Origin of the sequence: Flexibacter flexilis DSM 6793 (assembly GCF_900112255.1) — a bacterium.
GTDB classification, from domain to species: Bacteria; Bacteroidota; Bacteroidia; order Cytophagales; family Flexibacteraceae; genus Flexibacter; species Flexibacter flexilis.
The window spans coordinates 201,208-226,462 of sequence record NZ_FOLE01000006.1 but is presented as its reverse complement, the minus strand read 5'-3'; the positions used below and the strand labels follow the sequence as shown (position 1 = coordinate 226,462).

Here is a 25,255-nt window from a genome sequence, read left to right as displayed (position 1 = left end):
AATAATTGTCGTGCATTAGGCCGTAAACTTATAAAATTCGCTTATAGTTTCGGGCAAAAGCACATTTAATTCCCAAAATCATTTCGCAAGGCTTAAAATAAGTCTAAATTTAGGTTCTGTGTTTAATTTCTTAATATTGTGCCTTTCAACTAATCCGTTTTATTTATGTTCAAAACGTTATATCAAACAGCTTTGCTTATGCTTATTCCGTTGGCAGCAAGCGTTTTGGCCAAAGCCGAAACATCCGCACAAGCCCCAAAGCTCGAATATGTGCTTTCTGTAACTGAGCCGCACGCCCATTATTTTGATGTGGAAATCAATGTGAGCGGCCTCAAACAAGATTATGTAGATTTGAAAATGGCCGTTTGGACTCCTGGTTCGTATTTGGTGCGCGAATACGCTCGCCAAGTGGAAGGTTTTAAGGCCGAAAACGCAGGCAAATCTTTAGGTTTTGACAAAATCAACAAAAATACGTGGCGCGTACAAACCCAAAACGCCGATAAATTTTCGGTAAAATATCGCGTGTATGCCTACGAACTTACCGTGCGTACCAGCTACGTGGATGCCACACAAGGCTACCTCAACGGCGCAAGTGTTTTTATGTTTTTGGACAAAAAACAAGACCTTCCGTCCACGCTTACCGTAAAGCCTTACGCGACTTGGAAAGAAATCACGACCGCGCTCAAACCTATTGGCAAAGACAAGTGGGTGTTGAATGTTCCGAATTTCGACACCTTGGCCGACTCTCCTATTCAGTTGGGCAACCAAACCATTTTTAACTTCACGGCTTCGGGCATCGACCACAAAGTAGCCATGTGCGGCGAAGGAAATTACGACATCGCACGCCTTCAGGCCGACATGAAAGCCGTAACGGAAGCCGCCAAAGATGTAGTTGGCGAACACCCTTGCACCGATTATACTTTTATCGTGCATAACACCCCGACAGGCGGCGGCGGTTTGGAGCACCTCAACTCTACTACCTTAGTAACCAGCAAATTTGGTTATCAAAACCCAAGCAGCTACGAAGGATTTTTGTCGTTGGTGGCGCACGAATATTTCCACCTTTGGAACGTAAAACGCATTCGTCCGAAAGCCTTAGGCCCATTCGATTACGAAAACGAAAATTATACGCATTTGCTTTGGGTATCGGAAGGCTTCACGGCTTACTACGATGATTATTTGGTACGTCGTGCGGGCATTACTACGCCAGAAGCATTTTTGAATGTGGTAGGTTCTAATTTTTCTTATATCGAAAACACACCTGGAAGCCGCTACCAGTCGGCAACCGAATCGAGCTTTGACGCTTGGATTAAATATTATCGCCCAACCGAAAACTCTAACAATGCGAGCATTTCGTACTACAACAAAGGCGGCGTAGTGGCTACTATTTTGGATTTAGAAATTTTGCAAAGCACTGGCGGCACAAAATCCCTTGACGATGTGATGCGTTACCTTTACCAAGAATATTACAAAAAACAACAACGCGGTTTTACGGACGAAGAAATGCAAAAAGCCGTTGAGTTGGTGGCAGGCAAAAGCATGGACGAGTTTTTCAAAAAATATATTTGGGGAACAGATGCCATTAACTACGGTTCGTATTTGGCTTATGCAGGCTTGCAACTGACAGACCGTTTTGCCACACGTCAAGAAGCCTATTTGGGAGCAAACGCTTCCAATCAGGGCGGGAAATTGGTGGTTACGTCGGTAGTTCGCAATAGTCCAGCCTACAAATCAGGTATTTATGTAAATGATGAAATCATTGCCATCGACAAATATCGCGTAGGTTCAGACCTTGCCAGCAACTTGGCCAACCGCAAAATTGGCGAAAAAGTGAAAGTATTGGTTTCGCGCGGTGGCGTATTGGAAACCGTAGAACTTACGTTGGAGCGTAACCCTGTGGTTAGCTACCAAATCTCTCGTGTGAGCAACCCAACAGCACAACAAGAAACGATTTACAAAAAATGGCTAAGAATTAAATAAAAGTCAATTCTCAATATTATTCAAAAAGCTAACATAAACTAACATTGTTTGTGTTAGCTTTTTTATTACTTTAGTGCATTGTTTGGCGGGTTGCAATCGCTATTTATTATCAAACACATAAAAAACTAGGATATGGGATTTGTAAAAGAGTTTAAAGATTTCGCTGTCAAAGGCAACGTAGTGGACATGGCCATCGGTATTATTATCGGTGGAGCTTTTGGTAAAATTGTATCGTCGTTGGTAGAAGATGTGATGATGCCACCATTGGGGATGCTCACTTCTGGACTGGATTTTACAAGACAAAAAGTAGTGATTCAGAAAGAAGTAATAGATGCCGCTGGTGCTATCAGCCAACCAGAAGTAGCCATTCGTTACGGTAATTTTATTCAGGTAAGTATTAACTTCCTGTTAGTGGCAATGGCCGTTTTCTTTTTGGTTAAAGTAATCAATCGCCTACGTGCTGCAGAAGAAAAAGCGGCGGAAGTAACGCCACCTGCTCCACCAGCACCGCCAGAGCCTACTACTCAAGAAAAATTATTGATGGAAATACGCGATGCACTGCGCAAATAAGCTTATAACGCTGATTCTGTGTGAAGATTTAATTTTATCAAAAAAAACTTTACACACGTAAGAGTTTTGTGTATATTGCTACGACAATAGAACGCAGACAATCAACACTTAGAACCAAAAACAAAGACATAAAATCTTAAACCCTCATTTCTTATGGCAATAAAAAAGAAATATAAAGCCGTAATGCTCATCGACGACAATGAGATTGATAACCTCATTAACCAAAAAATCATTGAGGCATCTGATGTTGCCGAGCATATTTTATCGCACACGGGTGCAAAAGCCGCACTTGAATTTTTAAGAAACGTAGAAAAAATGGCTTCCATCAAAACGGATATGTTGCCAGAAGTCATTTTTTTGGATGTGGATATGCCACTAATGGATGGGTTTCAATTTTTAGATGAATTTGAAAAACTTTCTGATGACATCAAAAAGCACTGTGGAATAGTAATGCTTACTTCTTCCATCAACCCACAAGACCTGAATAAAGCGAAGAAAAGTGCTTACGTCAAAAAATATTTGAATAAGCCTCTTACGCAAGATGCTTTAGACAAACTGAGCGTTTAGTTTTCCATAAATAAAAAAGCCTCTTTTACTTCTGTATAGTAAGAGAGGCTTTTTTATTTCTTTTTAATTCTATTCTAAAGCCCTTCGCACTCACAACGCAGCTTCCACAATTGGAGCGGCAAAGGGTGCAATGTTTCGGGAACTACTTTTTGCAAACGGCGTTTGCCTGTGCGCCTGTCGAGCATGGCAAATGCCTGAATAATAGGATTTTGGCTTTCGTGTGCGGCCTCTATACTCGTGTTGGTATATTCCCAACAAGCATCAAAAAAATCTTCTCTGGAAAACTCCCCTTTTTCGGCGGCTTGGTCTGTATGGCGTTCTTCGGGAGCGATGCGCTCATGTATGGCGGGCGTATCCCAGCCGAAACGGTTACCGTTGTCGGGTGTCGAAAAATTAACGATTTCGACTTTGTCGAGCGTAAGCCAAGCCCGAACCATATAATAACTGCCTGTCGTGTAGCGCGTTGCAAAAACATGAACCCTGCCTTGCACGCTCGGCGCAAAGTTTTCTTCCATTTTTTGTTTGAGTTTGCTCCATTGCATAGCCGTTCAGTTTTTTTTAGCTGCGCATTAAATCCGAATACGTTTTTTTATTCTTCACAAAATATTCAAACACAATGCTATACGCCGTGCGTTTGGCTTCTTGCTTGGCAAATTGGCGTGCGTGTCGGCGTGCTTTTATCCAGTGCGGAAGGCCGCCATAAAACGCAAAATGCGCCTTAATGATAGCCCAAGTATCTTTGGTTTGTCCCGAAAAAAACATCTTTGCGCCAGCCACGCCGTCCAGTACCAAGCGCGTAAAAATAATCGGGAAAAGAGAAGCCGTCGGCAAATTTTTGAATAACAATACAATGCCGTTGCGGAAATTGAGGAATGTTTTGCGCGGATTGTTTTTGGGCAATGTACCACCTCCTAAATGAAACACGACACTTCCACCACAAGCAAACACCTGATAACCTGCGTTTTGCATACGCCAACACAAGTCAATTTCTTCCATGTGCGCAAAAAATGCTTCGTCCAGGCCGCCTAATTTTTTATAAACCTCCAAACGCACAAACATACACGCGCCAGTTGCCCAAAATACGGGCGTTGTATCGTCATATTGGTGATTGTCAGTTTCGAGCGTATCAAAAAGGCGACCTCTACAAAACGGATAACCGTATTTGTCCACAAAACCGCCTGCCGCGCCTGCATACTCAAAAGATTCTTGCGCCAAATAAGCCCTAATTTTGGGCTGACAGGCCGCAATCTGCGTGTTAGAATCCATCAGAGCCAAAAGCGGCGCGAGCCAGCCTTGCGTTACGGCAACGTCCGAATTGAGCAAAACCGCATATTCTGTGTCGATATGTGCCAACGCGTCGTTATAACCTTTGCTAAAGCCCCCGTTGGTGCTGTTTTGGATAATGTGCACCTGCGGATAATGGCTTTGCAAAAATGCGACAGAATCGTCTGTGGAGGCGTTGTCGGCTACCACAATGGCCGCTTCTGGGCTATGCGCCACCACCGAAGGCATAAACTCTTGCAAATGCTTACGTCCGTTCCAGTTGAGAATCACGACCGAGACACGAGGCGCAACAAATTCCATATCTTATTGATTTTGAGAAGATTATTAACAAAAAAGCAGATGCTATGAAACGACAAAAGAGCTCACAAAACATTGCAAGCTCTTTTGAAGGCATATAGCGTACAAATAAATTGCGCTAAAATTATGCTTTATGGCTTTTTTCGCTTGAAACAGTAAGTTTCTTGCGGCCACGTGCGCGACGAGCAGCTACTACACGACGGCCATTAGCTGTAGCCATACGCTCGCGGAATCCGTGCTTATTTTTTCTCTTGCGCAAAGAGGGTTGGAATGTTCTTTTCATCGTCTTATACCACTTTTAAAATACGGGTTGCAAAACTACAAATTTTTCTGAAAGTAACAAATACTAACAGTCTTTTTTATAGCATTTTATATAAAACCATTGCCAAAGCAACGGCCTAATTTTGATTTTTGGGAAAGATTTTGTCCGAAAAAATTATTCTTCGTCTTCTTTCATGTTGTGATACACAGCCTGAACGTCGTCGTCTTCTTCAAACTTTTCTAACAGGGTGTGAATCTCTTTTTGCTGGTCGGGCGTAAGCTCCGTTGTGTTAGTCGGGAAGCGTTGAACTTCAGCACTTTGAATCTCAATATTGCGTTCTTCAAGGGCTTTTTGCATCGCGCCAAAATCCGAGAAACCCGTGTAAATAAAGATAGAACCTTCGTCTTCAAACATTTCTTCCGCACCAAAATCAATGAGTTCTAATTCCAAATCCTCTACGTTGTTACCTTCGGCAGGAATTTTAAACACAGATTTACGCTCAAAGATAAAATCCAACGAACCCGTTTTGCCAAGTGTGCCGCCCGCTCTGGTAAAATAGCTACGTACGCTGGCTACCGTGCGGTTGATGTTGTCGGTCGCACATTCCACCAAAATAGCGATACCGTGAGGGCCGTAGCCTTCATATACCACTTCTTCAAAATCTTTTTCGTCTTTGGAATGCGCACGTTTGATGGCCGCTTCTACTTTATCCTTCAACATACCAGCGTTTTTGGCGTTTTGGATAAGTACGCGCAAACGCGAGTTTGTTTCTGGATCAGGACCGCCTTGTTTAGAGGCCATTGTCAATTGTTTACCCAATACGGTAAACTGACGCGCCATGCGTCCCCAACGTTTCATTTTTCTTTCTTTCCGAAATTCAAATGCTCTTCCCATAAGTATATTTTTTCAATTATAGTTAGAAATCTGATAACCATACGGCCGCACCTTACAGGTGCAGCGTCCTTTAAAAAAGCAAAATTAGGTAGATTCCCAAAACTATCCAACCAGCAACATGAGTCCCTGCACCGATTCGCTCGAAATTCTACAAGAAATGCTTTCCAAATTTTGTGCTAAAAGAAAAAGACCCTCGTGGCACAAGCAACGAAGGTCTTTTTCTTGAATATTTTCAACGGTGATAAATATTACTTTTGAGCAGAATCCGTAGCGGCAGCAGGTTGCGTACCTTGTGCAGCAGGAGCAGCGTTTTGCTTAGGTGCAGGTTGCGAAAACTCCATTGCTTTTTGTACGTTGGCACTGCGTGGCGTTTCCGCAGATGTTGCACCAGTACCTAACAAAAAGTGTGAGCCTACACTAATTACCATAATGGCAATCATAAAGCCCCACGTTAATTTTTCCAAAATATCACCAGTGCGTTTTACGCCCATTAGTTGGGTAGCACCGAAATTAGAACTCATAGCTCCACTTTTAGAGTCTTGAGCTAATACAACAAGTACCAACATTACGGCCAGTACAATTATCAAACCTATGGCAACTGCAATCATTGTCTAATTGGGTAAAGAATATTTATGTTTATAAAATTCTGACGATAAGAATGTTAGTCCATTTTTTCAAGACTCTCGATTCGGGACGCAAAGTAACTTGATTTTTCGGGATATTTCAAGATTAACTTGCGATAAATTTCGATGGCTTTATTTATTTTGCCCTGACGCGTAAGAATAACAGCAAAATTTTCAGAAACTAGCGTTTCATCTATACGAGAACTATCCGAAGCCAAATCGCCTAAACTAGAGCCAGACTGCACCATATCATTTGCCTGCGGCATACGCGGATTAGAGACAATAAATTTATCTATCAATTCAATCTGCGCCTTACGGTCTGGTTTTTCGCTAAAAGCAACTCCTTTTCCCGCTGTGTCGTCAGTTGAAGGCGTAGGCGTTTCTTGCTCTTGATGAGCTTGCTCGTTTTGCTGCTTTTGGGCTGCTAACTCGCGTTTGGTGCGTTGCAATTCTTCAATTGTCGCTTTTAGCTCATTGATTACCGAATTTTCTACAGGTTTATTGGTTTCTGGTACGGCCTCTGTCGTGTTAGCAACAGGCACAACTGGTTCATTTTCAGCAATATTAGACGACCACTTAGAAGCAACTTCCGAAATTTCTTGCTCCAAAGAAAGTGGTGTAAACGAATCATTCGGTTCAGTATATGGCAAAGGCATCGGCTCGGCGGCAGCCTCCTCATTATTTTCGGGAACAAGCGCGAACATAGATTCTAACACACGCGAAGGTGAAGAATGCCATTGATTTTCTGAATAAATTAAATTTTTGAGAGCCGTTCGACTAGCAGAATAAACCGCTGCAGTTTTCAAACGCTGCAAAGCCATCATATTATTTTTGTCGTGCGCGTTCTTGGCCAATAGCACATGAGCTAGTTGGCAATACGGGAAATTTACCGTCATTTCTTCAAGAGCCTCTGCTTCTTTAGGAGAAATGTCGGAAGGGTGTGTTATAATATGTAAAAATTCCTGTTTGTTCACGTTATATATTACACCTGTTGTGGCTTATTGTCTTATTGTTTTTATTATTTGTGGTCGTAACGCCCAAATTTCCTGCAATAATAATGAATAGTGCGTATAATTTATACTGTGTTTTTAAAAAGTTTATGCAATTGTTATTGGCAAGAAAAAATACAACAAGTCAAAACACCATATAATAACCTGATTACAAAGGTAATATAATATAAATACCGTAAAATAACATCTATTTTAATTATAGCATATAAAATTAAAATATTATGAATTACTTTTCCAAAAACAATACACGATATTTCCTCAAAAACAGATTACCTTACATTTTTATTCTTTTCCCAAATATTATATGGCACATTTCGGTAAATAACACCGCTCTTACAACAAAAAAAGCGTTGTATGACTTTTTGCATTAGCTATTTTAAAGATAAATAATATATTGCCGACCTAATTAGTAGTAAATTTCTGCTAAACATGAATAGCGTATTTCTTGATTTAAGTCAATAAATATTAAAATATTAGTACATAAACAACTTTTATCAAATATTAAACAGCTGAAAATCAAGAATATTTGCGCAAACGAATATGCGGTTTTTAAATAATAAAATTGTTCTTTTACATTTGCCTCAAATCCCAATAACTGAGAACACCTTATGGATAAATATTCCTATATCGCAAACGGTCATGGCTCTTTTTTTGATGAGCTATACGCTGCGTACAAGCAAGACCCCAGCTCTGTAGATATTAGCTGGCAAAAATTCTTTGAAGGTTTCGAGTTTTCGCAACAATTCAGCGAAAATGGACAAGCTGCCCCTGTTTCTGGCGGTGTTTCTGACAAAGAAATTAAGGTTTTGGCACTTATTAACGCCTACCGCACACGCGGACACCTCGAATCAAAAACAAACCCTGTTCGCCCTCGTAAAGATCGTCACGCATTTTTGTCTTTGGCTGATTTTGGCCTAAGCGATGCCGACCTTGATACGCCTTTTGCGGCAGGTGCAGAAATTGGCATCGGAACAGCTCCGCTTCGCAAAATCGTAGAATCGCTCAAATACATTTATACTGGTACGGTTGGTTTTGAATACACGTACATTCGCGAACCAGAAGTATTGCAGTGGTTGCGTGCCAAAATTGAGAAAGAAGCCTTAGAATTTAAGCCTTCTTTGGATACAAAAAAACGCATTCTTTCCAAACTAAACGAAGCCGTAGTATTCGAGAACTTCTTGCATACCAAATACATCGGCCAAAAACGTTTCTCTTTGGAAGGTGGCGAAACAACCATCGCCGCACTTGATGCCATCATTTCGCGCAGTGCCGATTTGGGCGTAGAAGAAGTGATTATTGGCATGGCACACCGTGGCCGCCTCAACGTATTGGCCAACATTATGGGCAAAACGTATGAAAACATCTTCAACGAATTTGAAGGTACAGCAACGCCAGACCTTACGATGGGTGACGGCGACGTAAAATATCACATGGGTTATTCGAGCCAAGTAGTTACGCCAACTGGTAAAAAAGTTGACCTTAAACTTGCGCCAAACCCTTCTCACCTTGAAGCGGTAAACCCTGTAGTAGAAGGTTTTGCACGTTCTAAAGTAGATGCACAATACGGCGGAGACGCTTCTAAAGTATTGCCAATCTTGATTCATGGTGATGCTGCCGTAGCGGGTCAAGGCATTGTGTACGAAGTGACACAAATGGCGAAATTGGCAGGTTACTACACTGGCGGTACGCTTCATTTTGTAATCAACAACCAAGTTGGTTTTACAACAGACTTTACAGACGCTCGTTCGGCGATTTATAGCACAGACGTTGCCAAAATCATTGACGCGCCAGTTATTCACGTAAATGGCGACGACCCAGAAGCTGTAATTTACGCCGTACAATTGGCCAGCGAATACCGCCAAAAATTCAAAGGCGATATTTTCGTAGATATGGTTTGTTACCGTCGTCATGGACACAACGAAAGCGATGAACCAAAATTCACGCAACCAGCTCTTTACAACATCATTGCCAAGCACCCAAATCCGCGCGAAGTTTATAACAAAAAATTGATTGAGCGTGGCGATGTAGATGCACAATTGGCCGAAAACATGGACAAAGAATTCCGTGATTTGTTGCAAGACCGCCTGAATTTGGTAAAACAAAAACCATTGCCGTACGCTTACCAACCAATGGAAAAAGAATGGCAAGAGTTGCGTCGCTCGACACAAAGCGACTTCGACAAATCGCCAGAAACAGGCATTTCGGAAGAAACTGTGGTACAAGTAGCCAAAGCACTTACGACTGTTCCTGAAACATTTAAGCCAATCAAACAAGTTGAGAAATTGTTGAAAGACCGTCAAGAAATGTTCTTCGAGACAAAACAACTCAACTGGGCAGCGGCCGAATTGTTGGCTTACGGTTCTATTTTGTCGGAAGGCAAAACGGTTCGTTTGAGCGGCCAAGACGTACAACGCGGTACTTTCTCGCACCGTCATGCCGTAGTAAACGATTCGGTTACCAACGTGCCGCACAACAGCTTGGCGCATTTATCTGAAAATCAAGGTAAATTCCATATTTATAACTCATTACTTTCTGAGTACGGCGTGTTAGGCTTTGAGTTTGGTTATGCAATGGCCAACCCTAACGCTTTGGTATTGTGGGAAGCACAATTCGGTGATTTCGCGAACGGTGCGCAAGTAATGATTGACCAATTCGTAGTTTGTTCGGAAACGAAATGGCAACGTATGAACGGTTTGGTAATGTTGTTACCACACGGCTACGAAGGCCAAGGCCCAGAACACTCAAACGCGCGTCCTGAACGTTTCTTGCAATTGTGCGCCGAATACAACGTGGTAGTAGCGAACATTACAGTTCCTTCAAACTTCTTCCACTTGTTGCGTCGCCAACTTACATGGCCGTTCCGTAAGCCTTGTATCGTGATGTCGCCAAAATCTATGTTGCGTCATCCGTTGGCTGTGTCGCCGTTGTCGGAGTTTACACAAGGTCATTTCCGCGAGGTAATCGGCGATGCTTACGCAGACGCAGACCCTAAAGCAGTGAAAAAAGTGCTTTTGTGCTCAGGCAAAGTGTATTACGATTTGTACGAAAAACAACAAGCCGAGAAACGCAACGACGTGGCCATTATTCGCGTGGAGCAATTGCACCCATTCCCAACCAAACAGGTGTACGACTTACTCAACAAATACAAAAATCCGAAAGTATCTTGGGTACAAGAAGAGCCTGAAAACATGGGCGCGTGGAGCTACGTGTTACGCCAATATCGTTATGTACAATTAGACATCGTATCGCGTAAGCCAAGTGCTTCGCCTGCAACTGGTTATGGCAAAGTACACGCCAAAGAGCAAGAGGAAATCTTGAAAAAAGCGTTTACTATCTAATCAATAAAAAAGAATCAACTTCCCGAAAGCTTAAATACTTTCGGGAAGTTGATTCTCAATTTTTTATGTAAATATTGAAATGACTTTTTAATAAAAGTTATAACACAATGAAAGCCAAATACGTCAATCCATTTACGGATTTTGGATTTAAGAAAATCTTTGGAGAGGAAGCCAGTAAGGACATTCTTATTGATTTCCTGACGAGTTTGTTGCCCGACAGTTACATTACAGACCTGACTTTCAACGACAAAGAAAGGTTGGGTTTGAGCCAAGACGACCGAAAAGCCGTTTACGATATTTATTGCGAAAACAAAAACGGTGAAAAAATTATAGTAGAATTACAGAAAGCAAAACAGAATTATTTTAAAGACAGAACCATTTATTACGCTTCGTTTCCGATTCAGGAGCAAGCCGAGCAAGGCAAATGGAATTATCAACTAAAGGCCGTTTATTGCATCGGCATTTTGGATTTTACGTTTGACGAAGCCAAGCAACAGAAAAACGAGGTAGTTCATACCGTGCAATTGAAAGACCAAAACAATCAGGTTTTCTATGATAAACTAAAGTTTGTCTATCTGGAAATGCCGCATTTTGACAAACCAGAGCAGGCACTTGTTACGCGCTTGGACAAATGGTTGTATTTTATCAAACACTTAGAAGATTTCCAGAGTATTCCCGAAATTTTCAAAGATGATGTTTTTGCGCGGGCTTTTAACAAAGCCGAAATAGCGCAATACAGCAGCGCGGAAAAAGACGAGTACGAACAAAGTTTGAAAACCTACCGCGACTTAAAAGGCGTAATTGATACGGCTTTTGATGAAGGAAAGTTAGAAGGGCTTCTGGAAGTTGCCAAATCAATGAAAGCCGACGGCGAGCCTATCGAAAAAATTAAAAGATACACGGGATTATCCGAAAATGAGATAAATAATTTGTAAACAACAAGTATTGTCAATTTCTGGACTCATAAAAATACGTTAAGAATAAACTTTTAACAATTGCAAAAAGCCCTCTACATGGCCAAGAAAATGTTGGCGGCGGGCGAAACAATTACGAAAATTACACTTTACACCAATCTTTCGGAAGCGGAAATAAACGATTTGCGCTAATGTTTCAGGTTGGGGTTTATTTATCAATAAATTTCTTCAATTATCACAAAATATAACACCGATGAGCTTAGAAATTAAAGTGCCTACAGTAGGCGAATCTATCACGGAAGTAACAATTGCCACTTGGAACAAAAAAGATGGCGATGTAGTAAAATTAGACGAGGTTCTTTGCGAACTTGAATCTGACAAAGCAACTTTTGAACTCAATTCTCCAGCCGAAGGCGTACTACGCATCGTAGCGCAAGCAGGCGAAACTCTACCTATCGGTGCGCTTATTGCAAAACTTGAAAATGTTGGCGCAAGTGCTGCAGCTGGAGCAGCAGCTCCTGCCGAAACGCCAGCCGCTGCTGCTCCAGCTGCAGCTGCTGCCAAAACAATAGAAATGAAAGTTCCTGCGGTAGGCGAATCTATCGCTGAAGTTACGGTAGGTACTTGGTCTAAAAAAGATGGCGATTTCGTTAATCAAGACGAGGTAATCTGCGAAATAGAATCAGACAAAGCAACTTTTGAATTGAATGCTGAGGCTTCGGGCGTGTTGCGCATCGTGGCTCAGTCGGGCACTACGCTTGCCATCGGCGATGTGATTTGTCGCATCGAAGGTGCTGGCGCGTCGGTTGCTGCTCCTGCCGCTACGCCTTCTGCACCTGCTGCCGCTGCGGGAAGTGCTGCTTCTTCGTCGTATGCTTCGGGTCATGCCTCGCCAGCTGCTGGCAAAATTTTGGCCGAAAAAGGCATGGAAGCCGCACAAGTAATCGGTTCGGGTGTGGGTGGCCGCATCACGAAAGAAGATGCGCTTAAAGCTACGCCAGCTCCAACCAAACCAGCTGCTGCACCTGCTGCCGCTGCGCCTGCACAAGTTACTTCTGGTGCATTTGGCGGAAGCCGCAACCAACGTCGCCAAAAACTTACGCCTTTGCGTAAAACAGTTTCGCGCCGCTTGGTAGCTGTGAAAAATGAAACGGCGATGCTTACTACTTTCAACGAAGTAGATATGAAGCCAATCATGGATTTGCGTAACAAATACAAAGACAAATTCAAAGAAGTACACTCAGTAGGTTTGGGCTTTATGTCGTTCTTCACGAAAGCTTGCGCCGTAGCTCTTAAAGAATTCCCTGCTGTAAATGCTTACATTGATGGCGACGAAATCGTTTATAACGACTTCGCAGATATTTCTATCGCTGTATCTGCGCCAAAAGGGTTGGTAGTGCCAGTAATTCGCAATGCGGAAGATATGAGCTTTGCTCAACTGGAAAAAGAAGTAGTTCGTTTGGCTACTCGCGCACGCGACAACAAATTGACTATCGAAGAAATGACAGGCGGAACCTTCACAATCACTAACGGTGGTATTTTCGGTTCGATGCTTTCTACGCCAATCATCAACTCGCCTCAATCGGCTATTTTGGGTATGCACAATATCGTAGAACGCCCTGTGGCTGTTGGTGGTCAAGTAGTTATCCGTCCGATTATGTACGTGGCATTGTCTTACGACCACCGCATTATCGACGGTCGCGAATCGGTTGGTTTCTTGGTACGTGTAAAACAACTCCTCGAAGACCCAACTCGTTTGCTTTTGGAAGTGTAATCTTCTGATTATTTAAAAAATACGAAGCCCTCGCAAACATTGATTTTGCGAGGGCTTTTTTTATAGAGAAAACCAAAACAGCTATTATTTCGCGCCGTAAACACCACGCAAATAATCTGCTACAGTTGTTGGTTTTTTACCCAAAAGATTTTCCAAATCTGAGCTAACTACATCTAACTCATCTTTTTTGATGGCCGTAGCAAAACCCGAAAGCATTTCTACAAATACATCTGGTACGCCTGCACCTTTCAACACGTCCACATAAACTTCCAATGGCGCATCGGTGTAGCTGATTGTTTTACCAAAAATCTCCGACAAAAGAGCCGCCACATCGCCATACGAAAGAGCTTCAAGGCCTGTAATGTCGTATTCTTTGTTTTCGTGACCAGTACCTGCCAACACATTGGCGGCAGCTTCGGCCATATTTTCGCGTGTGGCGTAAGCTACGCGGCCATTGCCTGCTGGGAAAAATACACCTGTTTCGGCTACTTTTTCACCCACGAACATCGGCAATACGTCGGCGTAAAGCGTGTTGTTAAGCAAAGTATAAGCTACGCCAGATGCTTTTAGATGCGCGTCTGTGGCCAAGTGGCTATCTGTGATAAGTTTCACGGATTGCGACGAAACATTTTTATTGGCCGCCACACTCGTATAAACAATGTGTTTTACGCCAGCTTCTTTGGCGGCGTTGATGGCGTTGATTTGTTGGCCTGCGCGGTCGTTGAAGTCGCTTGACGACACCAATAACAATTTGTCCACGCCTCTAAATGCAGCCACCAACGACGCGTAATCGTGGTAATCACCCTGACGGATTTCTACGCCTTTAGCGGCCAAATCTGCGGCTTTTTCGGGTGTACGCGCCAACGCTGCGATTTGATTGGCTGGAACTTTTTTAAGCAAAAATTCGATGGCAAGGCCGCCCAAATGGCCAGTTGCGCCTGTTACAAGTATCATATTTATTGTGTTTAAAAAATTTTGAATCTGAATTTGTTTTTGATGAATCAAAATTACATACCTTTGCTATACATTCGTAACTACTATACTAAAGTATAGCACTATACAACAATAAACTATATTGATTATCAGCATAAAATATGGAAAGAGATTATAATATTCAGGCTGGAAAATGTTCGATTCAAGACGCATTAGCCATTCGCGACACGCTCGACTTGCTCAATGGCAAATGGAAACTTCCGATTATGGGAGCTTTGTTAGGCGGCAAAAAACGCTTTAAGGAACTGGAACGCGCCGTAACAGGCATTACGCCGAAGATGCTTTCCAAAGAATTGCGCGATTTGGAACTGAACCAAATGGTCAGCCGCACGGTACACGACACACTTCCGCCTACTGTCGAATACGAAATTACAGAGTATGGCCGCTCTTTAGATATTGTAATTATTGCGATGCGTGACTGGGGCTTTTTGCACCGAAAACGCATTTTTGGAGAAATGACCGCCACGCACTCGGCAGAAGTGCCCGCAAGTGCCTAAAAGTTAAAAGCCTCTATACAAGCATAATAGCTTCTGTATAGAGGCTTTTTTTATGGGACATAATAAATTTAAATCAAAACAAATTGTATTCTGCAAAAATGACAGTAACAATACATATCTATTGCAAACGTTTGTGATGCTTATTTAGAATTATTTGAAATAACACAAATGTCATTGTATTGTATTGGTTCGGACTGTAATTTTGAGCAAAATCGTTTTAGTAACATTTTTATTCAAAAAAACTTTTAAACACATAATTAAACAATGAGTTGGATTTCACAAACATTATCGAGTTCCATTGGCCGAAAACTGGTGATGGCACTGACAGGCTTGTTTTTGTGTACCTTTTTGGCGGTTCACATGATAGGCAACTTACAACTTTTCAAGGCTGATCACGGCTTGGCATTCAATGAGTATGCTGTGTTGATGACGACAAACCCACTAATCAAAACGGTTTCGTATGGTTTGTATTTCTTCATCTTATTGCACGCGTTTCAAGGTTTTGCCCTTACGTTGAAAAACAAAAAGGCGCGTCCTGTGGCTTATGCAGTGTCTAAAGGTTCGGCTAATAGCTCTGCTGCTTCTCGCAACATGGCGTTGCTTGGCACAGTGTTGTTGGTGTTCATTGCCGTTCACATGGGCGATTTCTGGGCTGAATACAAATTCGGTCATGTGCCTTACACACAATTTGAGCAAGACCTAAAAACTGGTGAAGTAAAAGCTACTTCATTGGGTGCTGATTTTGTGATGCACGGCAAAAAACAAGAGTATTTGACCAACGACAACCAAACACGTGTTGTTATCGTAAAAGACCTTTACGAGGAAGTAGAAGAAGAATTCAAAAACATTGCTTTAGTAGCATTCTATTTGCTTGCAATGGCTGCTGTTTCTTTCCACTTGATTCACGGCTTTAAGAGTGCGTTCCAAACGTTGGGCGTTAATCACCCAAAATACAACGGTGCTATCCAAACGGTTGGCATTGTCGTATTTGGCGTTTTGATTCCGTTGGCTTTTGCCGCGATGCCTGTTTATTTCTTCTTAAAGGGTTAAGTTTCTTCACATTTCTAAAAACAGCTAATATATATGTCAAAATTAGATGCTAAAATACCCGCAGGGCCATTAGAGACCAAGTGGACAAAATACCGTTCTACTGTTTCGTTGGTAAACCCTGCAAACAAACGTAGTTTGGAAGTAATCGTAGTGGGTACAGGTTTGGCTGGTGCTTCTGCTGCCGCTACACTTGCTGAGTTGGGTTATAAAGTAAAAGCATTTTGCTTCCAAGATTCACCTCGCCGTGCGCACAGTATCGCCGCGCAAGGTGGTATCAATGCTGCTAAAAACTACCAAAATGACGGTGACTCGGTTTACCGTTTGTTTTATGATACAATTAAAGGTGGTGACTACCGCGCACGCGAAGGCAACGTTTATCGTTTGGCCGAAGTGTCGGGCAGCATCATCGACCAATGCGTGGCACAAGGTGTACCTTTCGCTCGCGAATATGGCGGGTTGTTGAGCAACCGTTCGTTTGGTGGTACGCAAGTACAACGTACTTTTTACGCTGCGGGTCAGACTGGCCAACAGTTGTTGTTGGGTGCTTACTCTGCCCTTCAACGCCAAGTAGGTATGGGCAACGTGGCCATGTACACTCGTCACGAAATGATTGAAGTAGTAACGATTGATGGCAAATGTAAAGGCATCATTGCTCGCAACTTGATTACGGGCGAATTAGAGCGTCATTCAGGCCACGCCGTATTGCTTTGTACAGGTGGTTATGGCAACGTGTTCTACCTTTCTACCAACGCGATGGGTAGCAACGTAACAGCCGCTTGGAAAGCACACAAAAAAGGTGCGTTCTTCGGCAACCCATGTTTTACACAAATTCACCCTACTTGTATCCCTGTTTCGGGCGACCACCAATCAAAACTTACTTTGATGTCGGAGTCGTTGCGTAATGACGGTCGTATTTGGGTACCTAAAAAACAAAACGACACACGCGCTGCCAACCAAATCCCTGAAGACGAAAGAGATTATTATTTGGAGCGTCGTTATCCTGCTTTCGGTAACCTCGTGCCTCGCGATATTGCTTCGCGTGCTGCCAAAGAGCGTTGCGATGCTGGTTACGGTGTAGGTACTTCCAAAATGGCCGTTTACTTGGATTACGCTTCAGCGATTGAGCGTTACGGTAAAGCCGAAGCCCTCAAACAAGGCGTTCATAATCCTTCTGCCGCACAAATCCGCGATTTGGGCAAAGCAGTAGTAAAAGAAAAATACGGTAACTTGTTCGATATGTACGAGCAAATCACTGGCGAAAACCCTTACGAAGTGCCAATGCGTATTTACCCAGCAGTACACTACACGATGGGCGGCCTTTGGGTAGATTACAACCTGATGACAACCGTTCCGGGTCTTTACGCTTTGGGCGAAGCTAACTTCTCAGACCACGGCGCGAACCGCTTGGGTGCTTCTGCCTTGATGCAAGGTTTGGCCGATGGTTATTTCGTAATTCCTTACACAATCGGAGCTTACTTGTCTGGCGAAATTCGTAACAAAGCCGTTCCAACAGACCACCCTGCTTTCGTGGAAGCAGAGAAAACAGCCCAAGATCGCATCAACAAATTGATGAGCATCCAAGGCCAACAATCTCCAGAATCTTTCCACAAACGCTTAGGCAAAATCATGTGGGATAAATGCGGTATGGCGCGTAATGCGGAAGGTTTGAAACAAGCGATTGTAGAAATTCAAGCACTTCGCAAAGAGTTCTGGTCAGACGTGCGCGTATTGGGCGAAGCGAACGCTTTCAACCCAGAGCTTGACAAAGCAGGTCGCGTGGCTGATTTCTTGGAGTTGGGCGAACTAATGTGTATCGACGCATTGCAACGCAACGAGTCTTGTGGTGGTCACTTCCGCGAGGAGTTCCAAACAGAAGAAGGCGAAGCACAACGCGACGACGAAAACTACGCTTACGTAGCCGCTTGGGAATACAAAGGCGATAGCTTATTCGAACTTCACAAAGAGGAGCTTGCTTACGAAAACATCAAGATTTCTCAACGCTCTTACAAATAAGCCGATTTATTTTTTCTTACTAAAAAGCATTTACGACTATGAGTCACGGAAATATGAATCTGACGCTGAAAGTATGGCGTCAGAAAAACGCAAAATCAGAAGGCAAATTGGAGACTTACAATGTAAAAGAAATCTCTCCAGATATGTCGTTCTTGGAAATGTTCGACGTGCTTAACGAGCAACTCGTACACGAGAACAAAGAACCGATTGCATTCGACCACGACTGCCGCGAAGGTATTTGCGGTATGTGCTCAATGTACATCAACGGCCAACCACACGGCCCAAAACAAGGTATCACTACTTGCCAGTTGCACATGCGCAGCTTCAAAGATGGCGATACTATCGTGGTAGAACCTTGGCGCGCTTCGGCTTTCCCTGTGATTAAAGATTTGTCGGTGGACAGAACTGCTTTTGACCGCATCATGTCGGCGGGTGGTTATGTGTCGGTAAACACAGGTAACGCACAAGATGCCAACAACCTTCCTATTTCGAAAGAATCTGCTGACGAAGCATTTGCGGCGGCGGCTTGTATCGGTTGTGGTGCTTGCGTAGCGGCTTGTAAAAACGCTTCGGCCATGCTTTTCACTTCTGCTAAAATTTCGCAATTGGCATTGTTGCCACAAGGCCAAGCAGAACGCCAAATCCGTGCAGAAAAAATGATTGCTCAAATGGACGAAGAAGGTTTCGGTGCTTGTACAAACACTGGTGCTTGTTCGGCTGAATGTCCAAAAGGCATTTCGTTGGAGCACATCGCACGCCTTAACCGCGAGTATTTGGGTGCTAAATTCTCTTCACACAGACTATAATTTTAGAAACTGTTTGATACAAAAAAGGCTGCTTCTTTCTGGGAGGCAGCCTTTTTTATTAGAAAAAATATTGATGATTTCTGTTAATAATTTCACGCAGATAGCGTTCATTTTCAATAGATTGCTTACTACAAAGATACCCAAGCCTAAAGGTTTTTTCGACTTCAACATAAATCCGTTAGGATTGAAATATTGGTAGCAAAAAATCAATTCTCAATCAATTTTTAATGCCGTAAGCGTGGCATCTTCTTTTTTGGGTAAAAATCTAAATCCCTTTGATGCGTGCCGCTTTGAGCAAACCCGCCACGCTAATCGCGTCTGTGATGCGGTTGTCCATGGCCATTTGTACGGCTTCGGCCAATGGCAAACGCCAAACGCGCAATTGTTCGGTTTCTTCGGGTTCGTCTTCTCCCGCTTCCAAATCTTCGGCCAAGAAAATAAAACCTTCTTCGTCGGTTACGGAGTTGGACGTATGAATACGCGCAATGTTCGTCCACTGCTTGGCCGTAAAACCTGTTTCTTCTTTCAGTTCGCGCTGCGCCGAAACCAAAATATCCGTGTCCAGTCTGCCGCCACCCATCGGGATTTCCCAAGAATATTCATTGAGAGAATAACGATATTGACCAACCAAATACGTGTAACCTTCGGCATCTATGGGAATAATGCCAATGGCTTTATTTTTGAATTGAACCACGCCGTAAATGCCTTTTCCACCACTGGGATTCAGCACTTTGTCTTCGCGCACATGAATCCACGGATTGTCGTAAATGTCTTGTGAGGAAAGCGTAGTCCAAGGGTTTTTATTCAAATCTTCTTTTTCTTCCATAAAAAAAACAGGCCAACTAATAGCGCGGCAGACGCAACAAACTCAAATCTTTATGTCTCATATTCAGGCGTTTGGCAATTTGTTTGCTGGTGAGTCCGCCTCTGTAACAATACACACCTTTCATAAACCAAACTTTATTAAAAATCATTTCCTCGAAGCCTCCCAACTCGTGCGCCATTACGATAAGTGGAGCTAAAATATTGCTGATGGCCGTCGTGCCAGTGTGTGCCACGCGCGAGGCGATATTAGGCACGCAATAGTGTATCACATCATAACGCTTGAATGTAGGCGAGTTATGAGACGTCATTTGCGAAGTTTCAAAGCAACCGCCTTGATCGATGCTCACATCTACAATCACCGAATTAGGTTTCATAGAAGCCACCATATCTTCCGACACTACGCATGGACTGCGGCCTTCTTCGGCTCTCAACGCCCCGATTACAACATCGGCGCGGCGCAACGCGTCGTTGAGGTTGGTCAGGTCTATGGTAGAAGTAAAAATTTGTTGGCCTAAATTTTCTTTGATACGACGAAGTTTATATATCTGATTGTCAAATATTTTCACTTCTGCGCCAAGCCCCAAAGCCGTGCGAGCTGCGTATTCGGCCACTGTGCCAGCACCCAAAATCACTACTTTGGTAGGCGGTACGCCCGTGATTCCACCCAAAATAATACCGCGTCCGTTGTTGTTGCTGTTCAGGTATTCGGCGGCAATAAGCATTACGGTACTACCCGCAATTTCGCTCATGGCGCGTACGATAGGCATTCCGCCCACTTCGTCTTCGAGCAGTTCAAAAGCTACGCCCGTAATATTTTTGTTATTGAGAGCCAGAATATAGTCTTCTGAAAGTTGCGTCATTTGCAAGGCCGAAAACAAAATCGAACCTTTTTGCATCAAGCCAATTTCTTCCACCGATGGCGGATACACTTTCAACACAACATTGCCACTTTCGTAGGCCTCTTTAGCCGAATAGGCAATGCGTGCGCCTGCTTCGCTGTACTCGTTATCAGCAAATTTGGAGGGGTTGCCCGCACCTGCTTGTACGATTACCTCATGGCCGTTGTTCACGAGCAATGCCACCGCATCAGGCGTAAGGGCAAGGCGTTTTTCTTGGCCTTCGGTTTCTTTGGGTACAACAATGGCTAAACGTTGGGTATTTTCGCGAACTTTCAATAAAAGTTCTTGCGGGTACAAGGCCGACTCTTTAGCCAATGCCTTTACTTCTGCATCAAAGGGCGTTTTCATGGGTTTGTTTGAATTAGCAATAGGTTTCGGCGGCCATCGGGCAGCGTTTCGATACGGATAATAAGACAATGGTCAGGCAGCAACGGGGCAATGCGTTCGCTCCATTCCACCAAACACAAATGTCCGCTATACAAATAGTCTTCCGTACCGATGTCTTCGGCCTCTCTAAGGGAGTTAATTCTATAAAAGTCAAAATGATAGATAGGCTCTTGTGCCCGTGTTCGGTACTCGTTTACCAACGAAAAAGTAGGGCTGCTCACCGTGTCTGTTACGCCTAAAGCCAAACAAATTGCTTTGGCGAGGGTGGTTTTTCCTGCTCCCATATTTCCTTCCAAAAGCCAAACTTTGGAGGCATTGGCTTGCGTACATACCCACTGAGCTGCTTGCTCTATCTCATCTAAGGAATAGGTGTATGTTAGCGTTAAATTCATTGGGTAAAAATACGCACAATGCCACATAAAACAAAGGCAATATCACAAAACTCTATATTGCTGGTATTGGGCTAAGAATGCAGGTTGTGATTATAACTTTTTCAATAAAAATAATTTACTGATAATCAGATTTATATCAAAAACATCCACATTTATTTTATTTTTTTATTTCAGAAAATTTGGAATTTAAAAAACGACTGCTACCTTTGCAGTCCCGTTTGATAACAGAGTCAAGCAAAGGGGAGCATAGCTCAGTTGGTTCAGAGCATCTGCCTTACAAGCAGAGGGTCACAGGTTCGAATCCTGTTGCTCCCACAAACAAGTAACAATACACAATAATAACCCTACGAAGGGAGCATAGCTCAGTTGGTTCAGAGCATCTGCCTTACAAGCAGAGGGTCACAGGTTCGAATCCTGTTGCTCCCACTACAAAAACAAAAAACGCAACTCTTACGGGTTGCGTTTTTTGTTTTACTATTTTTCTGCTTTGCTTTCTGCGGGCTTAAACTCCAATGCTGCTGAATTAACGCAATAGCGCAAACCTGTCGGCTGCGGGCCGTCTTCAAAAACGTGCCCCAAATGCCCCTCGCAACGGCTACACACAATTTCGCGGCGAATCATGCCATAACTTTTGTCCAGATGCTCGCCAATGTTGGTTTTGACGGCAGGCTGAAAAAAACTCGGCCAACCCGACCCCGAATCGTATTTGGTATCCGACGAAAAAAGTAATTGCCCGCAACCAGCGCAGTGATACGAGCCTTTTTCCTTGTTATTCAGATATTTACCCGTAAAAGGGCGTTCCGTTTCTTTACCGCGCAACACGCCGCACGAAAGCGGGCTCAATTGCTGTTGCCATTCTTGTTCGGATTTACGAACTTTTTGAGTGCTGTCTTCTTCTGTTTTCATAATGCTATTACAACCAATCGCTGCCCAGCTCAATGTAGGCAACAAGATTAACACAAAAATTAAATGTTTCATGCCAAAACTACGTTAGTTTCTGTCTCCTAAACGCCTAAACGGTGTTTAAAGTTTTGAGAAATAAACAGAAAAACAACCACGTATTTTTTAGAAGAAAAAAGCCGCCACGAAATTAATGCGGCGGCTCTCGAAGAATATTTATCTCGCCTAAAATTACGCTTCTACGTGCGTGGCATTGAGCATAAGATAATGTAAATCTGTGTTTTTGATAAATGACGGTAGCAACTCGCTTCCTACGCCATACATGGCCAATTCCACGAAATCAGCAGAATGATCCATGCTTATCCAGCCCACCGAATTGTATTTGCCTTGTATTTCGGCCAGTTTCTTAAACGGCATTTTGCGAGGGTTATAAAGCCCGTCTTCGTCTAAGTGCTGATATTGCCCCAACAAATCGTTGGCCTGCTCGGTGGTGATGGCAAAACCGCTACCAGCTTCCACACGCTCAATCACTTGCGCAGCAGTCATAAATTTATTTACTCCGCTCAAAATCCAGTCGTTAGATTGTTTGTATTTCTGAATAGAATCAAACATTTGGTTGGCTTTTTCGCCATAAATAAGCCCTGGATTGGCGTTTCCGTGATCGGTGGTGATGATTACCAGCGTTTCTTTGTCTTTTTCGGCAAAATCCAATGCCACTTTTACTGCTTCATCAAAAGCGATTTGATCGTAAAGTAACGCGCCAATGTCGTTGCCGTGTGCCGCCCAATCCACTTTGCCGCCTTCCACTTGCAGCGCAAATCCTTTCGGATTGCCTTTGAGGTGTTTGATGGCGGTTTGGGTCATTTCGGCCAACGTCGGGATTTTGGCTTGCAGTTCTGCGCTGCTGTTGCGGTCGATGCTGTAAGGCAAACCATCTTCATGAAAAACACCCAAAATAGGCTTAGAAGTATTGAGATTCAGCATTTGCGAACGATCGCGCACTACCGCGAAATCTTTGGCCGTAAAGGCCGAAAACATATCTTTTTTGTCTTCGCGGCCTTCGGGTGTGAAATGTTCCAAGCCGCCACCCATCATTACGTCAAAACGTAGTTCCAGATATTTTTCCGCAATTTCGGGTTGTCCTTTGCGGCTTTTGTTGTTCACACAAAAACCTGCTGGCGTGGCGTGTGTAATGGGTACAGTCGTAACACAACCTACGGCTTTGCCTGCGGCTTTCATTTTTTGCCAAATAGGTTTATAAAATTCGCCATTTGCGCCCACGTTCAGCGAACCATTTTTGACGCGCACGCCACCGCCCCACGAAGAACTCGCTGCGGCTGAGTCAGTTACCAAAGAACTGGCCGAAGCCGTATCCATCAGCGCACGCGTAATTTTGCGGTTACGGTCGCGGTACAAATCCAGCCAATAACTTCCGCGTCCTTCTTTGCGTTGCAAAAACAAATCAGCCATATTCAACGTGCCGATGCTCATGCCGTCGCTGACCAAAATAATAACGTTTTTCGCTTTTTGTTTGGCTTTCAGCTCGTCAATTGCTGCGGCTTGCCCATTAAATCCTAACATTGTACCTGCCGCCGCAAGCCCACCTAATCGCAAAAAATCTTTTCTTTCCATAGCAATTTATAAATACTCAATTTAATATTATTCGGTGCAAACAATAATAGATATAAAAGTTATATGTAATTGATAATCAAAATTTAAAAATCAATCACAAGTTTATTTCGGCGAGCAATTAACATAGTTTTGGGCAAATAAAAAAGGGACATAAATGTCCCTTTCGTTGTGTTGTTGTTAATTTATCTTAGTCCTTACTGTCCGACTCTTTGTAAATAGCCTCCAGTGCCGACAGACTTGTCATGATAAGCAACGGATATTGCTTATAATATTTGTTTTCTTTTTCTGCTTCATGCTCCTGCTCTTTATCTTCCTTATTACCAGCTAATTGTTGTTGGGAATTGGAGCAAGACGCAAAGCCCATTGTCATCGCAGCGAGTAACAAAAAGGCGAAAACCTTGTTTTTCATGGTCTGAAATAATTGGGGATTTTGAGGATAGAAGCTCTTAGCTTATTTTAGCTAACGCATCTATCTGACACAAATGTATATAAAACGTAAGATTGTGCAATATTTTTCCCGAAAAATATTTTAGTTGTTCATTGTCAAGGCCTTATAGTCTTTAAGTACGGTTTCCAAAAAATGTAAATTAGACCCTGTTTGGGTGTAAAGAAGACCTAATTGTTCTTTGACTTTGTCGGCGGTTTTTTGCAAAATCTCTTCGTTGCCAGTCTGTCTATATACCAAAACAATCTTCTGAATTACTTGTACGTCGTGGTCGGAAAGCAAATAAACATTGGCGTAAGTGGCCACATAGTTTTCTTCGATTTTATGTAAATTAATTACTTTTTCCAAATCCTGAATCTTGGTTTTGAGGTCAATAACGGTAGTACCTGCGGCAAGGTCACCGATTCGTTGGCCTTTTCCGTTGACAGCAATGACCACCAGCCCCACAGCACCGCCCATTTGCATATCCGCTAAATTTAAAATCCAACGCAAAAAATATTGCAAAAAACCTGCGCTACGCCCGTCAAGGCTAATGACTTTAATTTTCATTATTTTTTTACCGAAAGTCTGCCCGTCCATTTGCAGTTCCAACACCAAAGGATACACAAAATAAATAAGTAGAAATGTCAAAATCAGCCCTATGACCGCATCTTCGCCTGGTTGAATCGTTAGGGCTATGGTGATAAATAAAAAAGCAATAGCCGTAAGCACCAGAGAATCAATAATTTTAGCGGCAATGCGTTTTCCTAAATCAGCAATGGGATATTCGATGGTTACGTTTTGAGTTGTCTGTACTTTGATGGTTTGCATACTGTTTTGGGGATTGAATAGGCTCAATTTTAAGCATTTTTAGTAAGAACCTGCCATTTCTTTTTGAAAATAACTGTACTTTAGCACAAAATC

Annotated in this window: 24 protein-coding genes and 2 tRNA genes; 12 read left to right on the top strand and 14 right to left on the bottom strand. The window is 43.0% G+C overall.

Features of this window, described 5'->3' with window-relative positions; all coding sequences use genetic code 11:
• Nucleotides 1-165: 165 nt before the first annotated feature.
• The 3 genes from BM090_RS11350 to BM090_RS11340 all read left to right on the top strand — a co-directional run bounded on the left by BM090_RS11350 (nt 166) and on the right by BM090_RS11340 (nt 3,117).
• Complete coding sequence (locus BM090_RS11350) at nt 166-1,980, top strand: M61 family metallopeptidase (protein WP_245756720.1); 1,815 nt, start codon at nt 166-168, stop codon at nt 1,978-1,980.
• A gap of 132 nt (nt 1,981-2,112) precedes the next feature.
• Nucleotides 2,113-2,550, top strand: a complete 438-nt coding sequence (mscL, locus tag BM090_RS11345) for a large-conductance mechanosensitive channel protein MscL (RefSeq protein ID WP_091512664.1) — start codon at nt 2,113-2,115, stop codon at nt 2,548-2,550.
• 153 nt (nt 2,551-2,703) lie between these two features.
• Nucleotides 2,704-3,117: a response regulator gene (locus tag BM090_RS11340; RefSeq protein ID WP_091512661.1), complete on the top strand. Its 414-nt coding sequence runs from the start codon at nt 2,704-2,706 to the stop codon at nt 3,115-3,117.
• 74 nt (nt 3,118-3,191) lie between these two features.
• Here BM090_RS11340 and BM090_RS11335 read toward each other — a convergent pair whose 3' ends face one another.
• The 6 genes from BM090_RS11335 to BM090_RS11310 form a co-directional block, all read right to left on the bottom strand.
• Nucleotides 3,192-3,659: an SF0329 family protein gene (locus BM090_RS11335; protein ID WP_091512659.1), complete on the bottom strand. Its 468-nt coding sequence runs from the start codon at nt 3,657-3,659 to the stop codon at nt 3,192-3,194.
• Nucleotides 3,660-3,675: 16 nt separating this feature from the next.
• Nucleotides 3,676-4,701, bottom strand: coding sequence for a glycosyltransferase family 2 protein (locus tag BM090_RS11330; RefSeq protein WP_091512656.1), 1,026 nt, complete (start codon nt 4,699-4,701; stop codon nt 3,676-3,678).
• A 121-nt stretch (nt 4,702-4,822) separates the two neighbouring features.
• The gene (rpmH, locus tag BM090_RS11325; RefSeq protein ID WP_091512653.1) at nt 4,823-4,981 is read right to left on the bottom strand and encodes a 50S ribosomal protein L34; all 159 of its coding nucleotides are present in this window, start codon (nt 4,979-4,981) and stop codon (nt 4,823-4,825) included.
• A 153-nt stretch (nt 4,982-5,134) separates the two neighbouring features.
• Nucleotides 5,135-5,854, bottom strand: coding sequence for a YebC/PmpR family DNA-binding transcriptional regulator (locus tag BM090_RS11320; protein WP_091512649.1), 720 nt, complete (start codon nt 5,852-5,854; stop codon nt 5,135-5,137).
• Nucleotides 5,855-6,102: 248 nt separating this feature from the next.
• The gene (gene secG, locus BM090_RS11315; protein ID WP_091512645.1) at nt 6,103-6,462 is read right to left on the bottom strand and encodes a preprotein translocase subunit SecG; all 360 of its coding nucleotides are present in this window, start codon (nt 6,460-6,462) and stop codon (nt 6,103-6,105) included.
• Between the two features lie 53 nt (nt 6,463-6,515).
• Nucleotides 6,516-7,451 (bottom strand): hypothetical protein, encoded by a 936-nt coding sequence (locus tag BM090_RS11310; RefSeq protein ID WP_143083951.1) that lies wholly within the window; start codon nt 7,449-7,451, stop codon nt 6,516-6,518.
• 644 nt (nt 7,452-8,095) lie between these two features.
• Between BM090_RS11310 and BM090_RS11305 the strand changes: the two genes are divergently transcribed.
• The 3 genes from BM090_RS11305 (at nt 8,096) to odhB (ending at nt 13,513) form a co-directional block, all read left to right on the top strand.
• Entirely contained in the window at nt 8,096-10,825 is a 2,730-nt protein-coding gene (locus BM090_RS11305; protein WP_091512637.1) for a 2-oxoglutarate dehydrogenase E1 component, read from the top strand.
• A gap of 107 nt (nt 10,826-10,932) precedes the next feature.
• On the top strand, nt 10,933-11,760 hold the full coding sequence (locus BM090_RS11300; protein ID WP_091512632.1) for an Rpn family recombination-promoting nuclease/putative transposase: 828 nt from the start codon (nt 10,933-10,935) through the stop codon (nt 11,758-11,760).
• Nucleotides 11,761-11,992: 232 nt separating this feature from the next.
• Nucleotides 11,993-13,513 carry a 2-oxoglutarate dehydrogenase complex dihydrolipoyllysine-residue succinyltransferase gene (gene odhB, locus BM090_RS11295; RefSeq protein ID WP_091512629.1) on the top strand — a complete coding sequence of 507 codons (1,521 nt, stop codon included), beginning with the start codon at nt 11,993-11,995 and terminating at the stop codon, nt 13,511-13,513.
• 84 nt (nt 13,514-13,597) lie between these two features.
• Here the strand turns inward: odhB and BM090_RS11290 are convergent, their stop codons facing one another.
• Entirely contained in the window at nt 13,598-14,467 is an 870-nt protein-coding gene (locus BM090_RS11290) for an SDR family oxidoreductase (RefSeq protein WP_091512625.1), read from the bottom strand.
• A gap of 140 nt (nt 14,468-14,607) precedes the next feature.
• Here BM090_RS11290 and BM090_RS11285 point away from each other — a divergent pair, with 140 nt between their 5' ends.
• The 4 genes from BM090_RS11285 (at nt 14,608) to BM090_RS11270 (ending at nt 18,872) form a co-directional block, all read left to right on the top strand.
• Entirely contained in the window at nt 14,608-15,003 is a 396-nt protein-coding gene (locus BM090_RS11285) for a winged helix-turn-helix transcriptional regulator (RefSeq protein WP_091512621.1), read from the top strand.
• 264 nt (nt 15,004-15,267) lie between these two features.
• Nucleotides 15,268-16,053: a succinate dehydrogenase cytochrome b subunit gene (locus BM090_RS11280; protein WP_091512618.1), complete on the top strand. Its 786-nt coding sequence runs from the start codon at nt 15,268-15,270 to the stop codon at nt 16,051-16,053.
• A 33-nt stretch (nt 16,054-16,086) separates the two neighbouring features.
• Entirely contained in the window at nt 16,087-18,066 is a 1,980-nt protein-coding gene (locus BM090_RS11275; RefSeq protein ID WP_091512614.1) for a fumarate reductase/succinate dehydrogenase flavoprotein subunit, read from the top strand.
• A gap of 53 nt (nt 18,067-18,119) precedes the next feature.
• A complete protein-coding gene (locus BM090_RS11270; protein WP_221405391.1) occupies nt 18,120-18,872 on the top strand; it encodes a succinate dehydrogenase/fumarate reductase iron-sulfur subunit in 753 nt (250 codons plus the stop codon).
• Nucleotides 18,873-19,137: 265 nt separating this feature from the next.
• On the opposite strand, the gene BM090_RS11265 is transcribed toward BM090_RS11270, so the two are convergent.
• From BM090_RS11265 to tsaE, 3 genes are read right to left on the bottom strand one after another with little or no spacing between them, the layout of a single operon-like run.
• Entirely contained in the window at nt 19,138-19,698 is a 561-nt protein-coding gene (locus BM090_RS11265; protein WP_091512612.1) for an NUDIX domain-containing protein, read from the bottom strand.
• Nucleotides 19,699-19,714: 16 nt separating this feature from the next.
• Nucleotides 19,715-20,944, bottom strand: a complete 1,230-nt coding sequence (locus tag BM090_RS11260; RefSeq protein WP_091512611.1) for an alanine dehydrogenase — start codon at nt 20,942-20,944, stop codon at nt 19,715-19,717.
• Nucleotides 20,941-21,375 carry a tRNA (adenosine(37)-N6)-threonylcarbamoyltransferase complex ATPase subunit type 1 TsaE gene (tsaE, locus tag BM090_RS11255; protein ID WP_091512610.1) on the bottom strand — a complete coding sequence of 145 codons (435 nt, stop codon included), beginning with the start codon at nt 21,373-21,375 and terminating at the stop codon, nt 20,941-20,943. Before tsaE ends, BM090_RS11260 begins: the two co-directional genes overlap by 4 nt.
• Nucleotides 21,376-21,615: 240 nt before the next feature.
• Here tsaE and BM090_RS11250 point away from each other — a divergent pair.
• A tRNA-Val gene (locus tag BM090_RS11250) sits at nt 21,616-21,690 on the top strand.
• A gap of 36 nt (nt 21,691-21,726) precedes the next feature.
• Nucleotides 21,727-21,801 (top strand) — tRNA-Val (locus tag BM090_RS11245).
• Nucleotides 21,802-21,849: 48 nt separating this feature from the next.
• Here the strand turns inward: BM090_RS11245 and msrB are convergent.
• From msrB to BM090_RS11225, 4 genes are all read right to left on the bottom strand, one after another.
• Entirely contained in the window at nt 21,850-22,353 is a 504-nt protein-coding gene (gene msrB / locus BM090_RS11240; RefSeq protein ID WP_091512609.1) for a peptide-methionine (R)-S-oxide reductase MsrB, read from the bottom strand.
• 153 nt (nt 22,354-22,506) lie between these two features.
• Entirely contained in the window at nt 22,507-23,907 is a 1,401-nt protein-coding gene (locus tag BM090_RS11235; protein WP_091512607.1) for an alkaline phosphatase, read from the bottom strand.
• 187 nt (nt 23,908-24,094) lie between these two features.
• Nucleotides 24,095-24,292, bottom strand: coding sequence for a hypothetical protein (locus BM090_RS11230; RefSeq protein WP_143083950.1), 198 nt, complete (start codon nt 24,290-24,292; stop codon nt 24,095-24,097).
• A 144-nt stretch (nt 24,293-24,436) separates the two neighbouring features.
• On the bottom strand, nt 24,437-25,162 hold the full coding sequence (locus BM090_RS11225; protein ID WP_091512599.1) for an RDD family protein: 726 nt from the start codon (nt 25,160-25,162) through the stop codon (nt 24,437-24,439).
• Between the last annotated feature and the right edge of the window lie 93 nt (nt 25,163-25,255).